This window comes from Geomonas azotofigens (genome assembly GCF_018919395.1).
GTDB lineage: Bacteria > Desulfobacterota > Desulfuromonadia > Geobacterales > Geobacteraceae > Geomonas > Geomonas azotofigens.
The window spans coordinates 339,487-361,436 of sequence record NZ_JAHLME010000002.1 but is presented as its reverse complement, the minus strand read 5'-3'; the positions used below and the strand labels follow the sequence as shown (position 1 = coordinate 361,436).

At 63.7% G+C, this 21,950-nt stretch carries 19 protein-coding genes; 14 read left to right on the top strand and 5 right to left on the bottom strand.

From position 1 onward, the window contains the following. The first annotated feature begins 42 nt into the window (after positions 1-42). From opp4C to KOL99_RS06555, 11 genes are all read left to right on the top strand, one after another. Positions 43-897 (top strand): oligopeptide ABC transporter permease, encoded by an 855-nt coding sequence (gene opp4C, locus KOL99_RS06605; protein ID WP_216509690.1) that lies wholly within the window; start codon positions 43-45, stop codon positions 895-897. Between the two features lie 146 nt (positions 898-1,043). After that, on the top strand, positions 1,044-1,556 hold the full coding sequence (locus KOL99_RS06600; protein ID WP_216509689.1) for a hypothetical protein: 513 nt from the start codon (positions 1,044-1,046) through the stop codon (positions 1,554-1,556). A 379-nt stretch (positions 1,557-1,935) separates the two neighbouring features. Then, positions 1,936-3,312, top strand: coding sequence for a tRNA lysidine(34) synthetase TilS (tilS, locus tag KOL99_RS06595; protein WP_216509688.1), 1,377 nt, complete (start codon positions 1,936-1,938; stop codon positions 3,310-3,312). Between the two features lie 179 nt (positions 3,313-3,491). Next, positions 3,492-5,330, top strand: coding sequence for an ATP-dependent zinc metalloprotease FtsH (ftsH, locus tag KOL99_RS06590; protein WP_216509687.1), 1,839 nt, complete (start codon positions 3,492-3,494; stop codon positions 5,328-5,330). Continuing rightward, positions 5,330-6,166, top strand: a complete 837-nt coding sequence (folP, locus tag KOL99_RS06585; protein ID WP_216509686.1) for a dihydropteroate synthase — start codon at positions 5,330-5,332, stop codon at positions 6,164-6,166. The genes ftsH and folP overlap by 1 nt, the downstream gene beginning before the upstream one ends. A gap of 42 nt (positions 6,167-6,208) precedes the next feature. Continuing rightward, on the top strand, positions 6,209-6,967 hold the full coding sequence (gene cdaA, locus KOL99_RS06580; protein WP_216509685.1) for a diadenylate cyclase CdaA: 759 nt from the start codon (positions 6,209-6,211) through the stop codon (positions 6,965-6,967). Continuing rightward, positions 6,964-7,356 carry a YbbR-like domain-containing protein gene (locus tag KOL99_RS06575; RefSeq protein ID WP_216509684.1) on the top strand — a complete coding sequence of 131 codons (393 nt, stop codon included), beginning with the start codon at positions 6,964-6,966 and terminating at the stop codon, positions 7,354-7,356. The genes cdaA and KOL99_RS06575 overlap by 4 nt, the downstream gene beginning before the upstream one ends. A gap of 81 nt (positions 7,357-7,437) precedes the next feature. After that, positions 7,438-8,802 carry a phosphoglucosamine mutase gene (gene glmM / locus KOL99_RS06570; RefSeq protein ID WP_216509683.1) on the top strand — a complete coding sequence of 455 codons (1,365 nt, stop codon included), beginning with the start codon at positions 7,438-7,440 and terminating at the stop codon, positions 8,800-8,802. Further along, entirely contained in the window at positions 8,795-9,514 is a 720-nt protein-coding gene (locus KOL99_RS06565; RefSeq protein ID WP_216509682.1) for a pyridoxine 5'-phosphate synthase, read from the top strand. The genes glmM and KOL99_RS06565 overlap by 8 nt, the downstream gene beginning before the upstream one ends. 70 nt (positions 9,515-9,584) lie before the next feature. Beyond that, entirely contained in the window at positions 9,585-9,866 is a 282-nt protein-coding gene (locus KOL99_RS06560) for a peptidylprolyl isomerase (protein ID WP_216509681.1), read from the top strand. Positions 9,867-10,017: 151 nt separating this feature from the next. Then, positions 10,018-10,287 (top strand): hypothetical protein, encoded by a 270-nt coding sequence (locus KOL99_RS06555; RefSeq protein ID WP_216509680.1) that lies wholly within the window; start codon positions 10,018-10,020, stop codon positions 10,285-10,287. A gap of 207 nt (positions 10,288-10,494) precedes the next feature. Here KOL99_RS06555 and KOL99_RS06550 read toward each other — a convergent pair whose 3' ends face one another. The 5 genes from KOL99_RS06550 to KOL99_RS06530 form a co-directional block, all read right to left on the bottom strand. After that, positions 10,495-12,054 (bottom strand): DHA2 family efflux MFS transporter permease subunit, encoded by a 1,560-nt coding sequence (locus KOL99_RS06550; RefSeq protein ID WP_216509679.1) that lies wholly within the window; start codon positions 12,052-12,054, stop codon positions 10,495-10,497. Between the two features lie 189 nt (positions 12,055-12,243). Further along, the gene (locus tag KOL99_RS06545; protein WP_216509678.1) at positions 12,244-13,320 is read right to left on the bottom strand and encodes an HlyD family secretion protein; all 1,077 of its coding nucleotides are present in this window, start codon (positions 13,318-13,320) and stop codon (positions 12,244-12,246) included. 70 nt (positions 13,321-13,390) lie between these two features. Further along, the gene (locus KOL99_RS06540) at positions 13,391-14,656 is read right to left on the bottom strand and encodes a TolC family protein (RefSeq protein WP_216509677.1); all 1,266 of its coding nucleotides are present in this window, start codon (positions 14,654-14,656) and stop codon (positions 13,391-13,393) included. A 13-nt stretch (positions 14,657-14,669) separates the two neighbouring features. Continuing rightward, the gene (locus KOL99_RS06535; RefSeq protein ID WP_216509676.1) at positions 14,670-15,104 is read right to left on the bottom strand and encodes a MarR family winged helix-turn-helix transcriptional regulator; all 435 of its coding nucleotides are present in this window, start codon (positions 15,102-15,104) and stop codon (positions 14,670-14,672) included. 175 nt (positions 15,105-15,279) lie between these two features. Next, complete coding sequence (locus tag KOL99_RS06530) at positions 15,280-17,397, bottom strand: lytic transglycosylase domain-containing protein (RefSeq protein WP_216509675.1); 2,118 nt, start codon at positions 17,395-17,397, stop codon at positions 15,280-15,282. A gap of 319 nt (positions 17,398-17,716) precedes the next feature. Here KOL99_RS06530 and rnr point away from each other — a divergent pair, with 319 nt between their 5' ends. The 3 genes from rnr (at position 17,717) to KOL99_RS06515 (ending at position 21,868) form a co-directional block, all read left to right on the top strand. Further along, positions 17,717-19,930, top strand: a complete 2,214-nt coding sequence (gene rnr / locus KOL99_RS06525) for a ribonuclease R (RefSeq protein ID WP_216509674.1) — start codon at positions 17,717-17,719, stop codon at positions 19,928-19,930. An 81-nt stretch (positions 19,931-20,011) separates the two neighbouring features. Next, on the top strand, positions 20,012-20,860 hold the full coding sequence (gene tatC, locus KOL99_RS06520; RefSeq protein ID WP_216509673.1) for a twin-arginine translocase subunit TatC: 849 nt from the start codon (positions 20,012-20,014) through the stop codon (positions 20,858-20,860). 15 nt (positions 20,861-20,875) lie between these two features. Next, on the top strand, positions 20,876-21,868 hold the full coding sequence (locus KOL99_RS06515; RefSeq protein WP_216509672.1) for a bifunctional riboflavin kinase/FAD synthetase: 993 nt from the start codon (positions 20,876-20,878) through the stop codon (positions 21,866-21,868). Positions 21,869-21,950: the final 82 nt, after the last annotated feature.

The following is a 21,950-nucleotide window of genomic DNA, read 5'->3' as shown; positions in this document are numbered from 1 at the left end:
CAAGCGTGACAACAGCCGGTATGCCGGCGCTGCGGGGGGGCCATGCGTGACCAGGTGAGTAGCCCCTACCGTGAGTTCTGGCAGCGTTTCGCCAGCAACCGCTTCGCGACGGCGGGGCTGGTCGTGATCGTTGCCCTGTTCCTGCTGTCCATGGCCGCGGCCCTCGTGACCCCGTACAGCCCGGACACCATCGATGCCTGGCACGTGCTCCTCCCCCCCTCCGCCAGCCACTGGTTCGGCACGGACGAACTCGGGCGCGACGTCTTCACCCGCGTCGTCTACGGGGCCCGGGTGTCCCTCAAGGTGGGGTTCGTCGCCGTCGGCATCGCGGTGGTCGTCGGGACCGTGATCGGGCTCTTCGCCGGCTTTTACGGCGGCTGGGTCGATTCGGTGCTGATGCGGGTGGTCGACATCATGCTCTGCTTCCCGACCTTCTTCCTGATCCTCGCCGTGATCGCGATGCTGGAGCCTTCCATCTGGTACATCATGGTGATCATCGGCCTCACCGGCTGGATGGGGGTGGCGCGACTGGTGCGTGCCGAGGTGCTCTCGCTGAAGAGCCGGGACTTCATCCTGGCCGCGCGGGTGCTGGGGGCGTCGGATCTGCGCATCATCTTCCGGCACATCCTGCCCAACGCACTTTCTCCGGTGCTCGTTTCTGCCACGCTGGGGGTGGCGGGAGCGATTCTGACCGAGTCGGCGCTTTCCTTCCTGGGCATAGGCGTGCAGCCGCCGACGCCGAGCTGGGGCAACATCCTCACCTCCGGCAAGGACTACATCGAGTTCGCCTGGTGGCTCTCGCTGTTCCCGGGCGTGGCCATCCTTGTCACCGTGCTGTCCTACAACCTGGTGGGTGAGGGGATCCGGGACGCGCTCGACCCGAGAAGGCAAGGCTAAAAGCTATGTTCTACGTTCCAGGTTCTACGTTGTCGGAACCATGGACTTTGCTTGTTGATGCGGGGAAAGAACTAAGGGCGCCGGCGTGAGAGTCGTTAACGTAGAACATAGAACATAGAACGTAGAAAGTTTTTTAAGAGGATTCCATGGCTGAACTTTGCGATGAGGCATTCGACGTATTGAAGGTTGACAAAAGGGATTTCGTGCCGACGACCCTCGAGGACGAGGTGCGGGTGGACAAGCTGGTGAGCGACCTGCTGCATCGCTTCTACGAGGAGATACAGCTGACCGGCATGTCGCCGGAACAGGCGACCGCTCTCGCGGGGGCGGCGGACTACTTCACCCGGGATTTCGTGGTCTCGATCAAGGCGCGCAGCATCTTCGACGAGCGCCCGGGGATCGTGCGCCAGTTCGCCGGCAACTGGTACATCGTCAACACCATGGAGCCGCTGGCCTCGGAGATCGATGGGTACCTGGCGGGAATCCGCGAGTTCTACCGCTTCCTCTACGGCCACCGGCTCATCTCGCTCAAGTTCCTCCAGGCCATCGAGGCGGAATGCGCGGACCTGGATTACTACGCGGGGCGCATCGAGTCCTTCTGGGATATCGTGGGGGACGGGTACAACGCCTGGGAGCGGGAGTGCACGCTTAAGGACTAGAACGGCAGAAACCGTTCTACGTTCTACGTTTTTTGGGCGGGGCGTGGCGACGGGGTGGCATCTCGGTGACCGGGAGTGGCGGTGCCAGTAGGTGCCGCTTGGGGTGGGCGAATATTATTCGCCCCTACAGGTGCCTTTCGTTCCCCCTTTTTGGTGGGATCCCTCCGGAATGCTGACGTGGTCCCTTCCCTCACCCCTCAATTCCCTCCTGCAAGTGGAGGGGATGCACCAGGCAACCTCCCCTCTGTAGGGGCGAATAATCATTCGCCCTGCGCTGCCCGGCCCATGCACCGCACTCACTCGCAACACCATCGTACGCGCCGCGGCGCCGCACATGGACCTCGCCGCAGTCGCCGCCTTTACACAGGAGCCTAACCGCTTGAAAGACCTCGTCGCCATCGTCCGTAACCAACATCTCTTCGCTCCCGGCGAGACCGTGGTGGTCGCGGTCTCCGGGGGGGCGGACTCGGTGGCTCTGCTGGATATCCTTTTCCGGCTCGAGGACGAACGCCTGAACCTGGTGGTCGCGCACCTAAACCACTGCCTGCGCGGCACCGAGTCCGACGACGACGAAAAATTCGTCTCGGACCTCGCCACCCGCCGTCATCTCCCCTTCGTCGCCATCCGCGTCGATGTCGCCTCTTTCGCCGCCGCCGAAGGGTTCTCCCTGGAGGACGCCGGGCGACAGGCGCGCTACGCCTTTTTCCACGAGGTCGCCAGGCGGCGCGGTGCTTCCAGTATCGCGGTGGCGCACCATCTCGACGACCAGGCGGAGACGGTCCTGATCCGCCTGCTGCGCGGGGCCGGTGGCACCGGCCTGAGCGCGATGACGGCTGCTGGCGACAGCCTGGTCAAGCGACCGCTCTTGAAGGTGAGCCGTGCCGAGCTGGAGCTTTACTTGAACAGCCGCAACCTAACCTGGCGCACCGATTCGACTAACTCCGACACGACCATCCTGCGCAACAGCATCCGGCACGAACTGATCCCCACCCTCAGGAAGTACAACCCGAAGATCAGTGAACGGCTTGCCGCCACCGCCGAGATCCTCGCCGCGGACGAGGAACTGCTGGAACACCTGACCTCCACCGCCTTCGACCGGTTGGCCTCGCTGGATGGGGAGACGGTGGCGTTCGGTGTCGAGGCCCTGCTCAAGGAACACCGGGGACTGCGCCTGCGGCTCTATCGCCATGGACTGCAGGAACTGCGCGGGGACCTGATGCGCATCGCGCTCACCCACCTCGAGGCCATCGACCGCCTGGCCAGTTCCGACCGCCCCAACGCGCGTCTGAAATTGCCGGGGTCACTCCGCGTGGAACGCTGCTACGGCCGGCTCAGCTTCACCTGCGCCGCGCCGCAGACCGCGCAACGCTGGGAGCAGGTGGTGCCGGGGGAGGGGAGTTACGCCCTGGAAAACGGGATGACCCTCGCGGTGCGGCGGGTGGAACGTCCCCAGGACCTGGCCACGGGGGCCAAAGACGTCGCGTACCTCTCGGCGGACACGGCGCCGTTTCCCTGGATCGTGCGCCCCTTCTCCCTCGGCGACCGCTTCACGCCGCTCGGCATGACGGGCTCTCAGAAGGTGAAGGAGCTTTTTATCAACGAAAAGCTGCCACTTCATGAGCGCGGCCGCGTGCCGCTCGTTTTCAGCGAGGGGGAGATCATCTGGGTGGCCGGGGTGAGAGTGGGGGAGAAGGGACGGGTAACTTCCGCGACTGGCGCGGTTTTACGGGTGGAAATTCTTGATATTACACCTTAAAGCTCTTGTCAACCTGCACCCTTTATGGTAATCCTTTTTACTCATTTGAACGCTTTTTTCTTCGTTCTCATAAGGAAGCCCGCAATGGCGACCGTTCAACCAAGCAGCACGCTGTCTGTGTCATGACAAAATCATTGCAGATTGAGTGTTTGCAGCATACCGATTGATCGGGAGGAAACTTGAATCAATTCTATAAGAACCTGGCGCTCTGGCTTGTTATCAGCTTGATGATGATCCTGTTGTTCAACCTGTTCAACAAGCCCAAGCCGACCCAGGAAAAACTGGACTACAGCGACTTCATCGAGGCGGTGGAAACCGGCAAGGTGAAGAACGTGAACCGCCCGGTGGCCTCGGTGATCATCCAGGGCGACGAGATCATCGGCAAGTTCGCCGACGGCAAGGAGTTCAGGACCTTCAAGCCGGCCGACGCCAACCTGACCGACAAGCTGATCGAGAAGAAGATCGCGATTTCCGCCCGCCCGCAGGAGGAGCACTTCTCCTGGTTCTCGCTGCTGGTCTCCTGGTTCCCCATCATCTTCCTGGTCGCCGTCTGGATCTTCTTCATGCGCCAGATGCAGGGTGGCGGCGGCAAGGCGATGGCCTTCGGCAAGAGCCGCGCGAAGCTGTTGACCGAGGCGCAGGGGCGCATCACCTTCGAGGACGTGGCCGGCATCGAGGAGGCCAAGGACGAACTGGAGGAGATCATCTCCTTCCTGAAGGACCCCAAGAAATTCACCAAGCTGGGCGGCCGCATCCCGAAAGGGGTCCTGCTCATGGGCCCTCCGGGCACCGGTAAGACCCTCCTGGCCCGCGCCATCGCGGGCGAGGCCGGGGTTCCCTTCTTCTCCATCTCCGGCTCGGACTTCGTCGAGATGTTCGTCGGCGTGGGCGCCTCCCGCGTCCGTGACCTCTTCGTGCAGGGCAAGAAGAGCGCGCCGTGCATCATCTTCATCGACGAGATCGACGCCGTCGGCCGTCACCGCGGCGCAGGCCTTGGCGGCGGTCACGACGAGCGCGAGCAGACCCTGAACCAGCTCCTGGTCGAGATGGACGGCTTCGAGTCCAACGAGGGGGTCATCCTGATCGCGGCGACCAACCGTCCCGACGTCCTCGACCCGGCGCTGCTCCGCCCGGGCCGCTTCGACCGCCAGGTCGTGGTGCCCCGCCCGGACGTGAAGGGGCGCGAGATGATCCTCAAGGTGCACACCAAGAAGACCCCGCTCGCCCCGGACGTCGATCTCGGCGTCGTGGCCCGCGGCACGCCGGGCTTCTCCGGCGCGGACCTCTCCAACGTGGTCAACGAGGCGGCACTCCTCGCCGCCCGCAAGGAAAAGAGCATGGTCGAGATGATCGACTTCGACGACGCCAAGGACAAGGTCCTCATGGGTGTCGAGCGCCGCTCCATGGTCATCTCCGACGAAGAGAAGAAGAACACCGCGTACCACGAGGCGGGGCACACCCTGGTCGCCAAGCTGATCCCGGGTGCGGACCCGGTGCACAAGGTCTCCATCATCCCGCGCGGTCGCGCCCTCGGCGTCACCATGCAGCTTCCGATCGAGGACAAGCACAGCTACTCCCGCGAGTCGCTTCTGGACCGCATCGCGGTCCTTTTGGGCGGCCGCGTCGCCGAAGAGATCATCTTCAACTCGATGACGACCGGCGCCGGCAACGACATCGAGCGCGCCACCGACATCGCCCGCAAGATGGTCTGCGAGTGGGGCATGAGCGAGAAGCTGGGTCCGGTCTCCTTCGGCAAGAAGGACGAGCAGATCTTCCTCGGGCGCGACATGGCTCACCAGAAGAACTACTCCGAGGCGACCGCCATCGAGATCGACCACGAGATCAGGCTCATCGTCGAGCAGAACTACGCCCGCGTGCAGGAACTGTTGAAGGGGAACCTCGAGTCCCTGCACCGCATCTCCCACGCGCTGATCGAGAAGGAAAACCTGACCGGCGAGGAGGTCGATCGCATCATCGCCGGCAAAGAACTCTCTTCCGAACCTGTCGCAGCCGACTGATGATCAAGGCACCGACGTGGGAACTTTCCCGCCGCACCCTGTCCCTGGAGCGTCCGCAGATCATGGGTATCCTGAACGTGACGCCGGACTCCTTCTCGGACGGGGGGCGCTTCTTCTCTCTCGAGGCCGCCGTGGAGCGCGCCCGCGAGTTGGAGCGTGAGGGTGCCGACATCATCGATATCGGGGGCGAAAGCACCCGACCCAACGCTCCCGCCGTCACCCTGCAGGAGGAACTGGGCCGGGTGCTTCCCGTTATAGAGGCGCTCAAGGGGGAGATCTCCGTCCCCATCTCCATCGATACCTACAAGGCCGGGGTGGCCCGCGCCGCCTGCGCCGCCGGGGCCGAGATCGTCAACGACGTCACCGGGCTCATGTTCGACCCGGAGATGGCCGCCGTGGTCGCCGAGGCCGATGCCGGGCTCGTCGTGATGCACACCCGCGGCATGCCCGACTCCATGCAGAAGGACACCGGCTACGGCGACCTGATCGCCGACGTGAAGAGCTACCTGGCCGGCTCCATCAACCTCGCGAAGAAGGCCGGGCTGCCCGAGGCGCGGATAGCGATCGACCCGGGGCTCGGCTTTGGCAAGAGCGTGCAGGGGAACCTGGAACTGATCAAGCGGCTGGAAGAGTTCCTGCCGCTGGGACGACCCATACTGGTAGGACCTTCCCGGAAGTCCTTCATCGGCGCCATCACCGGCAGGGACGGGGGGGGAAGGATATTCGGCACCGCCGCAGCGGTCGCAATGTCGATCGTGCACGGGGCCACCATAGTACGGGTGCACGACGTGGCAGCCATGAGGGACGTCGCCGTGATGACGCGGGCGCTCATGTAGGCCGGCCCGAAAACCGGAAGCGCAGCTTCCCGACCGGTGCGGATGAACTCATTCCTGCAAAACATAGGCATCCTGCGGGACCTCGTGGACCTGTCGCTCGCGATACTGATCGTCTCCAGGCTGGCGCGGCTTCTCAAGGGAGTGCTCGCGCTGCGCATCCTCGCCATCCTCTCGGGTCTCGTCGCCCTGCACCTCCTGGCGCGTTTCTTCTCGCTGCAGACCGTCCGGCTCATCGTCGACCTCATCCTGGCCTCCTCGGTGGTCGGGTTGGCGGTCATCTTCCAGACCGATATCCGCAGGGCCTTCGCCACGCTGGCGAGAAGCCGCACCGAGAAGGACGTCGAGATGTCCGACGTCATCGACGAACTGGTGTTCGCGGTGGCGGGGCTGGCCCAGAAGAAGATCGGGGCCCTGATCGTGATCGAACGCGCCATCTCCGTGGACAGCTACCTGGCGGTCGGCACCGACATCGACGCCAAGGTGACCAGCGAGCTGATCTCCTCGATCTTCCTGCCGTACTCGCCCATCCACGACGGCGCCGTGATCATCCAGCACGGCAAACTGACCAAGGCCGGGTGTTTCCTGCCGCTCACCCAGAACCTCGAGGTGAGCAAGAGCCTGGGGACCCGTCATCGCGCGGCCATCGGCCTCACCGAACTGGTCGATGCCGTGGTCGTGGTCGTTTCCGAGGAGACCGGCACCGCCTCGGTCATCGTTGGGGGCAAGAAGACCGATGTCATCGACATGCCCTCGCTGGGCAAGACCTTGAGAAGGCTGGTGGAACCGAGGTGGCTTAAATGACGGCGCACGTCAAGGGACACGAATGGCTCAAGGGAGTGAAGTTCCTCTCGGTGCTCCTGGCCGTGTTGATCTGGCTCAGCGTGATCCTGGAACGCCCGGGGGAGATGCTGCTCGTGCTGCCGGTCAACCTGCACCGGATGCCGGCAGGGCTGAAGCTCGACGGTGGGGCGCCCGCCGAGGTCGAGGTGGTGGTGTCGGGGCCGCGCATTTTGCTGTTCCTGCTTCCCTTCCGCCAGACCCGTTGCGACATTGACCTGGCCGGCGCGCAACCGGGGCTGCAGCAGGTATCGATGAAAGAGGCGGAGTTCAACCTCGATCCGGAGATCAAGGTGATGCACGTCGCGCCCGCCACGGCGAGCTTTACCTTGGCGACGAAGAACAAGTACTAAAATGCTTCTCCACCCGGCTCCCTCTCCCAGAGGGAGAGGGGATGCTGAGTAGCCGCAAATAAATCAACTAGAGGTGAACAGATGAAGAAGCTTTTCGGTACCGACGGGGTCCGTGGTGTGGCCAACGTCTACCCGATGACGGCGGAAATGGCCATGCAGATCGGCCGCGCCGCCGCCTACATATTCAAGAACGGCAAGAAGCGCCACCGCATCGTGATCGGCAAGGACACCCGCCTTTCCGGCTACATGCTGGAGAGCGCCCTCATGGCCGGCATCTGCTCCATGGGGGTGGACGTGCTCCTGGTCGGCCCGCTGCCGACCCCGGGCATCGCCAACATCACCTCCTCGATGCGCGCCGACGCCGGTGTGGTTATCTCGGCCTCGCACAACCCCTTCGAAGACAACGGCATCAAGTTCTTCTCCCGCGACGGCTTCAAGCTCCCGGACGAGACCGAGCTGATGATCGAGGAACTGATCTTCTCCAAGCGCATCGATTCCCTGCGCCCGACGGCGAAGGAGGTGGGCAAGGCCTACCGCATCGACGATGCCCAGGGACGTTTCGTCGTCTTTTTGAAGAGTACCTTCCCAAAGGACCTCGACCTGTCCGGCCTTAAGATCGTGCTCGACTGCGCCAACGGCGCCGCCTACAAGGTGGCCCCCGCCGTCTTCGAGGAACTGGGTGCGGAGGTGATCTCCTTAGGCGTCAAGCCCAACGGCACCAACATCAACGCCGACTGCGGCTCGCTGCATCCGGAGGTGATGAGCGAGGCGGTGAAGCAGCACGGCGCCGACCTGGGCATCGCGCTCGACGGTGACGCCGACCGGGTCATCTTCGTGGACGAGTACGGCAACGTGGTCGACGGCGACAAGATCATGGCCATCTGTGCCACCGACATGCTGAAAATGGGGACCCTGAAGCACAACACCCTGGTGGCCACCGTGATGAGCAACATGGGCCTCGACATCGCCATGAAGCGCGCCGGCGGCGAGGTGATCAAGACCGCCGTGGGCGACCGCTACGTGGTCGAGGAGATGCTCAAGGGGGGCTACAACCTGGGCGGCGAGCAGTCCGGGCACATGATCTTCCTGGACCACAACACTACCGGGGACGGCATCCTTTCCGCGCTGCAGGTGCTCGCCATCATGCAGCGGCGCCAGAAGCGTCTCTCCGAACTCGCCCTGGTCATGCACTCCCTGCCGCAGGTCTTGGTGAACGTGCGCCTGTCCCAGAAGACCGACGTGATGCAGGTCCCGGAGATCGCCAAGGTGATCAACGACGTCGAGGAGAAGCTCAAAGGGGAGGGGAGGGTACTGATCCGCTGGTCCGGCACCGAGCCGCTCCTGCGTATCATGCTGGAAGGCAACGACGAGACGACTATCCGCAGCTGGGCCGACGAGATCGCGCAGACCGCGTCCGCAGCCCTGGGAGGTGAGAACCGTGGCTAGACTGGGTGTCAATATCGATCATGTGGCGACCCTGCGCAACGCGCGCGGTGGTGTGGAGCCGGATCCGGTGGCGGCCGCCGCCATCGCGGAACTGGCCGGCGCGGACCAGATCACCATCCACCTGCGCGAGGACAGAAGGCACATCCAGGATCGCGACCTGAAGATCCTGCGCCAGACCGTGAAGACCAGGCTGAACCTGGAGATGGCGGCTACCGACGAGATGATCGCCATCGCGCTCAAGGTCAAGCCGGAATGCTGCACCCTCGTCCCCGAGAAAAGGGCGGAGCTTACCACCGAGGGTGGCCTCGACGTCAGGATCCACCAGGAAGCGCTCAAGGTGGCCATCGAGAAACTGCAGGCGGGTGGCATCATCGTCAGCCTGTTCATCGATCCGGACCCGGACCAGATCAAGGTGGCCAACAAGATCGGCGCCGATTACATCGAGATCCATACCGGTTCCTTTGCCGACGCCCCTACCTGGAAGGAAGAGAATCTGGAGCTGATCAAGCTCGAGAACGCGGTCAAGCTGGCCCGAAAGCTGGAACTGGGGGTCAATGCAGGGCATGGCCTCAACTACACCAACGTGAAGAAGGTGGCGGCCATCGGCGGCATCGAGGAGTTCAACATCGGTCACTCCATCATGTCCCGCGCCATCCTGGTCGGCCTGGACCGCGCCGTGCGCGACATGTCCGAACTGGTGCGCTACGCATAAAGAAAAGGACCAAAAGAAAAGGGGACAGGCACCTGCGGAGCCAGTCCCCAAAACAGCAAAGGAGATGGAAATGGCGAGAGCTACAGCAAGTCACATATTGGTGGCAACCGAGGCGGAATGCGTCGCACTGAAGAGCCAGATCGAGGCAGGAGCCGATTTCAGCGAGGTGGCGCGCGCCAATTCCCTCTGCCCTTCCGGCAACCAGGGGGGACGCCTGGGCGAGTTCGGTCCCGGCCAGATGGTCCCGGCGTTCGACCAGGTCGTCTTCAGCGGCGAAGTAGGCAAGGTGCTTGGCCCGGTGCAGACCCAGTTCGGGTACCACCTGATCCTGATCACCAGCCGTACCGCATAGGCGAGTTTTCCCCGAAGGGGCTGGTTCTCCTGTAGGGGCGAATAATCATTCGCCCCAACCCCAGCCGGAATACGCAGTGCCGCCGGTCTTAGTGAAAAGTGGGCGTCGACGGGCGAATAATTATTAGCCCCTACAGTTCGGAGGTAATTCGATGGCGGACAGCAACGAGAAGCAATCCCTGGTGAGCCTCATCTTCAGCGCACCGTTCCTGCTCGGGTTGGTGGGTGTCGGGTGCATGGTCTACGGTGTGGCTCAAGGGTTCCGGGTGATGCAATTCTTCTTCGGCGTCTGCATCGTGCTGGGCAGCGTCGGGTTGCACTTCATCCGCAAGAAGGACTGGGACGCGCATTGGGCCGAGATGGACCAGGCCCGGCAGGCCCACGAGAAGCGGATGGCTGAAGAGGCGGAAAAGAAGAAATAACAGCCGGAAGAGCAGATTGGAAATATGAAAGGCGGGGGATACCATCCCCCGCCTTTTTTAATGCCCCAAACATCACGCCAAGGCGCCAAGGCGCCGAGACGCAGAGGGATGCAGGTGGGTGTTTTACCCCAGCTTGTTGTTTTTCCTGCGCCTTGGCGGCCTGGCGTCTTTGCGTTAAAGCTTTTGGTTTTTTTGCCTGATCCGGCGTCAGTGCGCCGCGCCGGGGGGGAGGTGCTTCTGCGGTTTCTTCAGCAAGAGGAGGAGCGGGATGATGATCAGGAAGGCGATGCCGACGATGAAGAAGATCCGGTTGTAGGAGAGCATGTAGGCCTGCCGGACCACCTTGCCATAGATGATGGCGAAGGCGCCTTGTTCGGCGGCGACGGGACCCAGCCCTCGATTCAGCATGGCCCCTTTGAGCATCGCGATCTGCGACTGCGCCTGCGGGTTGTAGGGATTGACGTGGGCGACCAGGCTGGTCTGGTAGAACTGCGAGTAGCGCGCCAGCAGCGTCGCCGAGATGGCGATGCCGACGCTGCCGCCGATGTTCCTCAGCAGGCTGAAAATACCGGTCGCGTTGCCCATCTCCTCCTTGGAAATGGTGGCGAGCGTCACGGTGGTGAGTGGCACGAAGATCATGGCGAGGCCGATGCCCAGCACCACGCGCGGCCAGACGAAATCGCGGTAGGCGGCCTCCAGGGTGAAGCCCTGCATGATGTGCATGGAGTAGGCGGCGATGAGAAGCCCGATGAAGACGACTTTTCTGCCGTCGTAGCGCTGGATGATCGCCCCCACGAAGGGCATGCAGATAAGGGTGGCGACTCCGCCGGGGGCGAGCACCATGCCGGCCATGGTGGCGTTGTACCCCATGAGCGTCTGCAGAAAGAGCGGGATCAGCATGATTGAGCTGTACAGGCAGAAGCCGACGGCGAACATGACCAGGTTCCCGGCCGAGAAGGAGACGTTCTTGAACAGGCGCAGGTTGACGATCGGGTGCGGGTGGGTCAACTCGACGTAGACCAGGGCCGCCAGCGAGACGGCGGTGAGGACGGAGCAGGCGACGATGAAGCCCGAGTTGAACCAGTCGTCCTGCTGCCCCTTGTCCAGCACGATCTGCAGCGCGCCCAGGCCAACGGTCAGAAGCGCGAGCCCCCAGTAGTCGATGCTGGTCTTGGCCCGTTTTAGGTAGCTCGGATCGTAGATGAAGAAGGTCGCCATGACCACGGCGATGATGCCGATCGGGATGTTGATGTAGAAGATCCAGCGCCAGTTCATGTTGTCGGTGATCCACCCCCCGAGTGCCGGACCGATGATGGGGCCGAACATGGCGCCGACGCCGAAGATCGCCATCGCCATCCCCTGCTGGTAGGGAGGGAAGGTCTCCATCATGATCGCCTGGCTCATCGGGATCAGGGCGCCGCCGGCGGCCCCCTGGAGCACCCGGAAGAAGATGAGCAGGCCCAGCGAGGGGGCCGCGCCGCACATGAGGGAGGCGAGGGTGAAGAGGGTGATGCAGGTGATGAGGAAGCGTTTGCGTCCGAACATGCGCGCCAGCCAGCCGGTCATGGGGAGGACCACGGCGTTACTCACCAGGTAGGAGGTGAGCACCCAGGTGATCTCGTCGGTGCCGGCGTTGAGGCTTCCCTGCATGTGCGGGAGCGCCACGTTGGCGACGGAGGTGTCGACGATCTCCATGATGGCGGGAAGCATCACCGTGATGGTGATCAGCCACTTGTTGACGTTTTTTTCTTCAGCGCTCTTTTTCATCAAACCGCCAGTTGGGTTGCGCTCGCCGTCCATACCCTCGCCCTACGGGAGAGGGTGGCCGCCCTGCAACATCTTCAGATGGAAGAGGCGCCCTCACCCCGGCCCTCACCCAACGGGAGAGGGAGTGCTGTAGGGGCGAATAATCATTCGCCCAGCCGAACGTGTCCAGAGGAAAGGGACGGAATATCGCTACTGCCCGAACCCGATCACCTGCCCGAAGGTCTGCCCGGTAAGGATGGTCGGCACGACGCTCATGCCGACGCGCAGCAGATGCTCCGGGTCGCTCTTCCTGTCGATGGCGATACGCACCGGGATCCTCTGCGTCACCTTGACGTAGTTGCCGGTGGCGTTCTCCGGTGGCAGCAGCGAGAAGGCCGCCCCGGTCCCCGCCATGATGCTCTCCACCTTGCCGGTGAAGTGACGGCCGGGATAGCCGTCCACGGTGAAATCAACCTCCTGCCCCGGACGGACGTTGGTCAACTGGCTTTCCTTGTAGTTCGCGGTGATCCAGGCGTCCTCGAGGGGGACGATTGCCATGAGCGCCTGCCCGGGCTGCACGTAGTTGCCTACCTCGACCCCTTTCCTGGTCACGTAGCCGTCGCTGGGAGCCACGATGCGGGTGTAGGAGAGGTTGAGCTTGGCCGCTTCCAGGTCCCCCTGCTTCTGGGCGACCCTGGCGTCCTTGGAGCCGCTGCCGGACATGCCGATCATGGCCTTGGCGCGGTTCTCGGCCTCCTGCGCTTCCCTGACCTGGGCCTGGGCCACCTTCTGCGCGGTGCGGGCGCGGTCCAACTGTTCCCGGGGAATCACTTCCTTCGCGTAGAGCGCCTCGGCGCGCTTCAGGTCGAGGTTCGCCTGGTCCAGACGGGCGGCGGCGAGCCCGACGTTGGCGCGTGCGCTCTCCACCTCGGCGTAGTCGCCGGAGGTCTCGTTCTTGGCCATCTCCAGTGATGCCGACGCGCTCTTGAGCCGCGCCTGGTAGTCCGCCGGGTCAAGTTCGACCAGCAGGTCTCCCTTGTGCACGAACTGGTTGTCCACCACGGCGACGCGTTGCACCAGGGCGGGAATGCGGCTCGCCACGGAGTGGACATGGGCCTCGACGAAGGCGTTGTCGGTCTCTATGTGGGTCTTGCTGCGCACCCACTGGCGCACGCCGAAGAGGGTGCCCACCAGGATGAGGATCAAAAGGATGATGCCGCCGCGCTGTTTCTTGCTGAGGCCTGATTTGGTCGCCGGCGGTGTCGGTTCAGTGGTTTCGTCTGCCATGTCGGTATCTCCGGTATCGGGTGCGGTCGGGCGACCGGCCGCTGTCCCGTGGGGTGGTGTTGGTAGGCGGTTACAGTTCGCCGGTTGCCCTCTTGACCCTCGCCGCCGCGACCTGGAGGTCGAACACGCTGCGGTAGTAGTCGGTCCTGGTCTTGGTCAAAAGCGTCTGGGCATCGACGACCTCGGTCGCGGTGCCGACGTGCTCCTGGTAGCGGTCCTTGGTGATGCGCAGGTTCTCGATCCCCTGGGCTATGGCCTTCTCGGCGACCTTGATCCGGGCGTCGGCAACCTTCAGGTCGTTTACCGCCATGCCGTACTCAAGCCTGGTCCTCTCCTCGAGATCCCTCAGCCTCTCCTCGTCCCTGGAACGGGCCTGTACCGCCTGCCTGACCCGGGCGGCCGAAGCGGGGCCGTCGAACAGGTTCACCTTGAAGCCGACGGTCGCCGCCGTGATGGCCTGCTCGCGCACCTTGCTGTTGGCGAGGTAGTCGACGCCGAACTTGGCGAAGAACTCCGGGTAGTGGCTGGTCTTGGCTTCCTTGACGGCGTATTCGTCGGCGCCGACCACCGCCTTCAGCGCGGCGATTTCGCCACGTCGGCCGAGGTCGGGATTCCCCTGCTGGTCCGGCAGTTGCGGCAACGGTGCTTCATCCTTCAGTTCGGCGCGGTAATCCGGTGCGGCGCCGGTCAGGTAGTTCAAGAAGAGCCACCCGTTCGCCACCTCGTTTTGCGCGCTCAAGACGTTTTGACGACTGGAGGCGACCCGCACCTCGGCCTGCAACAGGTCGTTCCTGGTGACCACACCCTCGTCAAAGAGCGCCTGGGCCGTCTTCTGGTGCGACTCCATCTGCACGACCTCGTCCGCCGCGGCCTGCACCAGTTTTTGCGCGGTAAGGATGCCGTAATAGGCCTGGACCACCTGCAGGAAGAGGTCCTGCTGGTTCCCTGAGTAGGAGTAAGCGGCGGCTTCGCCGCGCAAACGTGCCATTGCCTCGTTGGCGCTGGTGCGGCCGAAGTCGTACAGGGTCTGGTAGATGCTGAAGTTGAAGAAAGGGTAACGCGGGTCCTGGGTCTCCTGGGACGCCGCGCCGAACTTGAAGGCCTGGGCCTTGGCCTGGGCGACATACCCCCCCTGCAGGTCGATGCGGGGAAGTTTGGTGGAGCGCGCCACGTTCACCTGCTCGCGGGCTATCTCCACGTCGCGCGAGGCCGATTTGAGCCCCCGGCTGGTGGCGGTGGCGCGGTCGAGCGCTTCCCTGAGGGTGAGCGTTTCCGCCTGTGCTACGCCGGTCAGCGCCAGGAAAAACAGCGCCAGTGGCACTAGAAGGTTAAGCATGAAAGCTCCTGAATCAGCTTCTGATTTTGTTGAGCAACGACTTCAAGGTTTCCAGTTCGTGCGGTTCCAGCTTGGCGATAAACTCGCCCTGCGCCCGCAGTGCGATCGGCGCCAGTTCCGGCCCCAGCGCCTTTCCCTTTTCGGTGAGACAGATGCGGTAAGCGCGCCGGTCGGCCGGGTCGGGACGACGCACCACCAGCCCTTCCTTTTGCAGCCGGTCGATGAGGCCGCCCATGGTGGTTCTGTCGATCTGGCTTTTAGCCGAGAGCAGCGCCTGGCTGATGCCGTCTTCGCGCCACAAAAAGCAGAGCAGGCCGAATTGCTGCGGAGTCAGGTCGTACTGGTCGAACTGTTCCTTGAAAATGAGGCATGCCCGCTGGTACGCCTTGGCCAGCAGGAACCCTACGTTGTTCTCGATATCGATGGGGGTGATCTCAGGGTCTTTCATGGCCCCTCCGGCTTGTAACACTCTGAAAGTTTTAGCATTATGCATATAATCAGTATGCTGTCAATCCTGATGTGGCGTTTGCCGCGACGACAGGTGCATGATTGGCGACCACCGGAGACAGAAAAGGCGCCGGACTATTGTCCGGCGCCTTTTCTTGGCAGGGGGAGGTGGCGTGCTAGCGCAGGGCGACCTTTTCTTGTACGGTGCCCAGGTTTTCCTTCGGTGTCGCCTTTTGCTGCTCCGGTTGCTTGAAAGGGGGGAGGCGGTACAGCCTCTGGTACATCTGCATGCTGCTCACCACTTTCTTGACGTATTCGCGGGTTTCCCGAAAGGGGATGCTTTCCACGAACTCGTCCTGCGGGAGATCGCCGTAGGCTTTCTGCCAGCGCTTGACGTTGCCCGAGCCGGCGTTGTAGGCGGCGACGGTCAGGGTGAGGTTCTTGTCGTACAGCTCCAGCAGGTCCTTCAGGTGCCGGGTGCCCAGCTTGATGTTCAGGTCCGGGCTGGTGAGCCGCTTGGAATCACCCTTGGACATCGCCTCGGCGGTGGAGGGCATGATCTGCATCAGGCCGACCGCGCCCACCGGCGAGAGGGCCGCCGGGAAGTAGTTGCTCTCGGTGCGCATCACCGCGTACACCAGGCTCTCCGGGACGGCGTGGGCCGCGGCGCTCCTGGCGACATCGTCGCGGTAGGCCAGGGGATAGGTTACGCCGAGGACGGTGGCGTTCTCCTTGTCGCCGCGCCTGGGCTTCTCGTTGGCCATGGTGTGGTAGGCGCCGTTGTAGTTGCCCATCTCGAGGTACAACCTGGCGATCCCGGCCGGGTTCTTCCCCTTCTTGGAAAGGGAAAGCTCGCGGGCGGCCTCCTCGAAGAGCCCGAGCGTGATGAGCGCCTTCTCCCGCTCGAATCCGGCCGGCATGGGGAGCGCGTCCGCGATGTTTCTCGGGGGCTGCGGCAGCGTATCGCCGGCCTGGAACTGGTTGCTGATCAACGCGTAGTACCCGAGCGGGAATTCCGCGGCCAGGGTGGCCAATACCGACTGGGCGCCCTTGTCGTCACCGGTCAGGGTAAGTGTCCTGGCCAGCCAGTAGAGCGCCTTGTCGCGGAGATCCTCCCGGTCGGCGAGCTTTTTAAACTGGGCGGCCGCCTCCTGGTAGTCACGGGCCTGGTAGCTGCACCACGCGGCCTCCCAGAGGACGTTGCCGTTTTTCTGGCTGGGCGCCATGGCGAGGTATTTCCTGAACAGCGGCACCGCCTGGCTCCACTGCCTCTGGAACCGTTTCTGGTACGCCGCCTCCAGCATCGCCTCCTGTGCCACGACGCCGCCCTTGGGGTCCTGGCCGAGTTTAAGGAAGAGCTGGAGGGCCTCGTCCCCTTTGCCCGCCTTGTCCAGGGCGCGCGCCAGCCAGAGATCCGCCTCGGTGTTGCCCGGCAGCGAACCGAAGGTGCTTTGCGCCTGCTGGTACCGCTTCGACTTGTACAGGGCCTGCCCCTTCTTGAATTTCACCTTGCGAATGAAGTCATCGCTTTCGCCGGAGAGCGGGATCTCGGCGTACGCCTCCGCCGCCTTCAGGTGGCGCCCCAGGTCGTAGAGGGTGCCGGCGCGCTTGAAGAGCTCTGCGCTGGTGTAGGGCTCGGCCCTGATGCCTTGGGCGGCCAGGTTCTGCAGCTCCAGCGCCGCCTTGTCCGCATACGGAGAGGCGGGGTAGACGAGGTAGATGTTGCGCAGTACGGCGGCCGCCGCCGCGGCGTCGCCGAGCTTGATCTTGCAGAGCGCGGAGCCGAACAGCGCGGAGATGGAGTCGGTGCCGGAAGGATAGCGTTCCACGAAGGTGGCGTAGCTTTGCTGCGCCTCCTTGGGATACCCCGCCGCGGCCAGGGTGTCGGCGTAGAGGATCAGGGTCTGGCGCGCCAGGCGACTGTCGGCGTGGTCCTTGAGCAGCTTGTACAGGGGAGCCAGGGCCTGGGCGTGGCGCTGCGATTTGGAAAGGGCGAGCCCCTGGTAGTAAAGGGCGTAGTCGGCCAGGAGCGGGTACCCTTCGGCCGCCGCCGGGAGCTGGGCCGCGGCGTCATCCCACTGCTCCATCTTGGCGGCGGCGATGCCGGCCATGAAGGAACGCAGCGCCGGGTCGTTGATGGTCTGGGCGGCGTCGCGGGCGCCGCGGAAATCCTTGACCTGCATGCGCTGGGCGGCTGCGCTGAGCGACGTGTCGGGCTTGTTGAGATTGACGGCTGAGGCGGGAAGGGTGGCGTACAACACGATCGCGGCTGCTGCAATGGTACGGCAAAACATGGCTACTCCCTGTCGTTACAAAAGCTAACCCGTATTTGTACCGAAGCGCGACGTAAAAGGCAATTCAAAAGCACGGTACAAAATGCATGATCCGCCGCCCCATGCCGCTACATCCCCTCTCCCTCCGGGAGAGGGTGCACGGCTAAGGCCCTCATCGCCCTGCGGGCACCCTTTCGAAGAGGCGAGGGACTGGCGCACGACATCGCTGAATAGTAAAGCAATCGACGGTTCCCTTCCCGCCTCTCCTTGACTTTCTCCTGCCCCTTCTGCATTATCCAACGGTACTGATTTCAATAATTTCCCGAAGGGGTTCATTTTTATGCGTAAAGGTAAAGACGCCATCCTGAGGCTGCTCGGCAAGGGGGAGCCGGTACCGTACCGGCAGATGCTGAAGGCCCTCAACGTATCCCGGCACGAACGGGGACGCCTTGACGACATGCTCGACTACCTGGTCGAAACCGGGGAGATCGCCAAGCTGCCGGGACGCATCTATACCGTCGCCGGGGGCGGGGACAGCGTACGCGGCAAACTCTCCACCCACCGGGACGGCTACGGCTTCGTCATGCCCGAGGATGGCGGCGAGGACCTCTTCGTCCCGGCGCGCTACCTCTCGGAGTATATGAACGGGGACATCGTCGAGGCGCAGGTGGTGTCGACCCGGCGCGACGGCAAGAGGGAAGGGCGCGTCACGGCGCTGGTCAAGCGCGGCGTCACCGAGATCGTCGGGCGCTTCGAGGCGGTCGGCAAGGGGGGACGGGTGATTCCGGACGACCCGAAACTCGGGCGCGACCTGTTCGTGACGCCGGGACCCGCAGGTGGCGCTTCCAAGGCGAAGGACGGGCAGATCGTCCTGGCGGCCATCACCTCGTACCCCGTGGGCGCCAGGCCGCTCGAGGGGCGCATCGTCGAGGTGCTGGGCGAGGCGAACGACCCGGAAGTCGAGGTGCTCACCGTCATCAAGAAGTACGAGCTGCCCCACGTCTTCGACGAGAAGGTCATGGCCGAGGCGGAACAACAGCCGCAGCAGGTGACCGAGGAGGCGATCCAGGGGAGGGTGGACCTGCGTGGGAGGTTGACGGTGACCATCGACGGCGAGACCGCCCGTGATTTCGACGACGCGGTCTCGGTTGCCCGGGAAGGGGACAAGATCCGCCTCTGGGTTTCCATCGCCGACGTCTCGCACTACGTCGTCGAGGGGTCGCGCCTGGACACCGAGGCCTACCTCCGGGGAACCTCGGTCTACTTCCCGGACCGCTGCATCCCGATGCTCCCCGAACAGCTCTCCAACGGCATCTGCTCGTTGAACCCGCAGGTGGACCGCCTCACCATGACCGCCGAAATGCTCTTTGACTCCGACGGCGCCCGGGTGGACCAGAAGTTCTATACCTCGGTGATCAAGAGCGCGGCGCGGCTCACCTACACCACGGTGAAGAAGATCCTGGTGGACCAGGACGCCGAGGCCATCGAGGCGAACCGGCAGCTGGTCGCGGACCTGAAGGTCATGGAGGAGCTCTCCCTCAGGCTGAACGCGGTGCGCAAGGGGAGGGGGAGCATCGACTTCGACCTCCCCGAGCCGCAGATCATCCTGGACCTGCAGGGTGAAACCACCGCCATCGTCCGGGCCGAGAGGAACCTCGCGCACCGCATCATCGAGGAGTTCATGCTGGCGGCCAACGAGGCGGTGGCCCATTTCCTGGAGTCCACCCCGGTCCCGTCCCTGTACCGCATCCACGAGAACCCCGACCCGGTCAAGCTGCAGGACCTCGCCGAGTTCGTCTTCGGCTTTGGCTACACACTGAAGGTGGAGGACGAGAAGGTGAACCCGGTCGCCCTGCAGAAGCTCCTCGCCGAGGTGGCGGGGAAACCCGAGGAGCGGCTCATCAATGAGGTGCTGTTGCGCTGCATGAAGCAGGCGCGCTACAGCGCGGAGAACCTGGGGCACTTCGGCCTGGCCGCCTCCTCCTACACCCACTTCACCTCCCCGATCCGGCGCTACCCGGACCTCGTGGTGCACCGCATCCTGAAGAGGGTGCTGGGCGGCAAGATGAAGCAGGCGGACAAGGACCGGCTCGAGGCGCGGCTCCCGGAGACGGCACTGCACACCAGCAAGCGGGAGCGGGTCGCCATGGAGGCCGAGCGCGAGATGGTCGACCTGAAGAAGATGCAGTTCATGCGCGACAAGATCGGCGAGGAGTACGACGGCTTCATCACCGGCGTCGCCCCCTTTGGCCTCTTCGTGGAGCTGGTCGACCTCTTCGTGGAGGGGATGGTGCCGGTAGCGACCCTCCCCCAGGACTACTACGTGCACCTGGAGAAGAGCCACGCCCTGGTGGGGGAGAGAAGCCGTGCCATGTACCGCATCGCCGACAAGATCCGGGTCAAGGTGGCCGCGGTGAACGAAGCGCGCAAGCAGGTCGAGTTCGCCCTGGTGGGGACCCTGGAAAAGCGCCCCATCGAGCCGATCGCCGACGTGCGCAACGCCTACCAGCGCATCCCCATCAAGGGGAAACGACCCAAGCCCAAGCGCCGTTGAAAGCTGTTGCGCTGGCTTTCCGCGCTGTGGTATAGAATTGGTTTGAGCTCTGCGCGGTATTAATTAGGAGATACACGTTTTATGGTTGAAGAAAAGGTACTGCCGTTCATGGAGCACCTGGTAGAACTCCGGAAACGGCTCATCGTCTGCGTTTTCGCCATCATCATCGGCATGGGGGTCGCCTGGAACTTTTCCACCGACCTCTTGAAGTTCGTGGAGCAGCCGCTGACCGGCAAGACCTACCTGTCCGACATAAAGAAATCCCTGTATGAAAAGGTGAAGCAGAGCTACCCCGAGGCGTACCAGCGCATGAAGCTGGGCGAGGAGCACGCGGTCGCGGAAAAGCCGCGCATGCTGAACTACAGCGCGCCGCTCGAGCCGTTCTTCGTGCAGTGCAAGATCTCCATGCTGGCCGGCCTGGTCATCGTGCTCCCGGTCCTGTTCCACCAGTTCTGGCTCTTCGTGGCGCCGGGACTGACGCGCAAGGAGCGCCGGCTGGTGGTTCCCTTCGTCACCACGGCCACACTCGCCTTTTGCGCCGGGGCGATGTTCTTTTTGATCATCATCTGGCCGGTGATCATCAACTTCTCGCTCTCCTACGAGGCGACCGGGCTGCAGAGCTGGTACAACATCTCGGCCTACATCAACTTCTGCCTGCGCCTGATCCTCATGTTCGGCCTCATCTTCGAACTGCCGATCCTGGCGCTGCTTTTGGCCCGCTTCGGCATCGTCAACTACCGCATGCTGGCCACCCGCAGGAAATACGCGCTCCTGGCGAGCGCCATCGTCGCCGCCTTCCATGCGGACCTGGTGACCATGTTCGTCATCATGATCCCGCTCTATCTCATGTACGAGATCAGCATCTGGGTCGCGCTCCTGTTCGGGAAGAAGAAAGTTCCCCGGGCGGACGTCGAGCCGGCCGAGGCCTGAGGGTCCCTTCCGTTCATGGTCATTTTCAGAAACGTTTCCGAAATAAAGGAAAAACTGCGCCGCCCGGTGGTGACCATCGGCAACTTCGACGGCGTGCATCTCGGGCACCGCGAGATCTTCCGCAGGGTGCGGGAACTGGCCCGCGAGCTGGGCGGGGTCTCCGTGGTGATCACCTTCGCGCCCCACCCGCTCAAGGTGCTCGCGGCCCACAAGGAGGTGCGGCTTATCACCACCTGCCGGGAGAAGGAGGCGCTCATCGAGGGGTCAGGCATCGACTACCTGCTGGAGATCCCCTTCGACCGGACCTTCGCGGCCATGCCCGCCACCGAGTTCCTGCAGCGGGTGCTGGTCGACGCGATCGGGCTGGAGCGGCTCGTGATCGGCTACGACTACGCCTTCGGGCGCGGCAGGGAAGGGGACGTGAAACTGTTGCGGGAGCTCGGGACGCGCTTTGGCTACAGCGTCGAGGAACTGCAGCCGATCTCCGACGGCGCCACGGTCTACAGTTCCACCGCGGTGAGAAGGCTCGTGAGCGCGGGCGACGTCGCCGCCGCCTCGCAGCTCCTGGGGCGGCACTTCTCCATAACGGGGAAGGTGGTGCACGGTCACGAGCGGGGCCGCGGCTTGGGCTTTCCCACCGCCAATATCGACACCGACAAGGACCTGATCCCGTCCGTCGGCGTGTACGCGGTCAAGGTCTGCCTGGGGGACCGGCTCTTCGACGGGGCCTGCAACATCGGTCCCAACCCGACCTTTGGCAACGCACGCCTCTCCATCGAGGTGTTCCTGCTCGACTTCGAGGGAGACCTCTACGGGCGCGAGATCACGCTCTTCTTCATCGAACGGCTGCGCGGCGAGAAGAGGTTCGCGGGGCTCGATGAGCTGAAACAGGCCATCGCGGCCGATGTCGCGCGCTGCCGCGAGATACTCCGGGAGGCCCGTCCGGTCGCCTCCGAGAGCGGCGGCGACTGGGACTGCATGACGGCGCCGGCCAAGGACACCCCCTGACAGGCCAGAAAGGGGGACAGGCACCTGGCGGAGCCAGTCCCCTCGCGGGCGACCGCGCAAGCAGGCGAGAACTGAAGACAGG

Excerpts from the sequence above, each read along its gene's own strand:
- opp4C (WP_216509690.1), top strand. The coding sequence starts at position 43 with ATGCGTGACCAGGTGAGTAGCCCCTACCGTGAGTTCTGGCAGCGTTTC.
- KOL99_RS06600 (WP_216509689.1), top strand. The coding sequence starts at position 1,044 with ATGGCTGAACTTTGCGATGAGGCATTCGACGTATTGAAGGTTGACAAA.
- folP (WP_216509686.1), top strand. The coding sequence starts at position 5,330 with ATGATCAAGGCACCGACGTGGGAACTTTCCCGCCGCACCCTGTCCCTG.
- cdaA (WP_216509685.1), top strand. The coding sequence starts at position 6,209 with ATGAACTCATTCCTGCAAAACATAGGCATCCTGCGGGACCTCGTGGAC.
- KOL99_RS06575 (WP_216509684.1), top strand. The coding sequence starts at position 6,964 with ATGACGGCGCACGTCAAGGGACACGAATGGCTCAAGGGAGTGAAGTTC.
- glmM (WP_216509683.1), top strand. The coding sequence starts at position 7,438 with ATGAAGAAGCTTTTCGGTACCGACGGGGTCCGTGGTGTGGCCAACGTC.
- KOL99_RS06560 (WP_216509681.1), top strand. The coding sequence starts at position 9,585 with ATGGCGAGAGCTACAGCAAGTCACATATTGGTGGCAACCGAGGCGGAA.
- KOL99_RS06555 (WP_216509680.1), top strand. The coding sequence starts at position 10,018 with ATGGCGGACAGCAACGAGAAGCAATCCCTGGTGAGCCTCATCTTCAGC.
- KOL99_RS06550 (WP_216509679.1), bottom strand. The coding sequence starts at position 12,054 with ATGAAAAAGAGCGCTGAAGAAAAAAACGTCAACAAGTGGCTGATCACC.
- KOL99_RS06545 (WP_216509678.1), bottom strand. The coding sequence starts at position 13,320 with ATGGCAGACGAAACCACTGAACCGACACCGCCGGCGACCAAATCAGGC.
- KOL99_RS06540 (WP_216509677.1), bottom strand. The coding sequence starts at position 14,656 with ATGCTTAACCTTCTAGTGCCACTGGCGCTGTTTTTCCTGGCGCTGACC.
- KOL99_RS06535 (WP_216509676.1), bottom strand. The coding sequence starts at position 15,104 with ATGAAAGACCCTGAGATCACCCCCATCGATATCGAGAACAACGTAGGG.
- KOL99_RS06530 (WP_216509675.1), bottom strand. The coding sequence starts at position 17,397 with ATGTTTTGCCGTACCATTGCAGCAGCCGCGATCGTGTTGTACGCCACC.
- rnr (WP_216509674.1), top strand. The coding sequence starts at position 17,717 with ATGCGTAAAGGTAAAGACGCCATCCTGAGGCTGCTCGGCAAGGGGGAG.
- tatC (WP_216509673.1), top strand. The coding sequence starts at position 20,012 with ATGGTTGAAGAAAAGGTACTGCCGTTCATGGAGCACCTGGTAGAACTC.
- KOL99_RS06515 (WP_216509672.1), top strand. The coding sequence starts at position 20,876 with ATGGTCATTTTCAGAAACGTTTCCGAAATAAAGGAAAAACTGCGCCGC.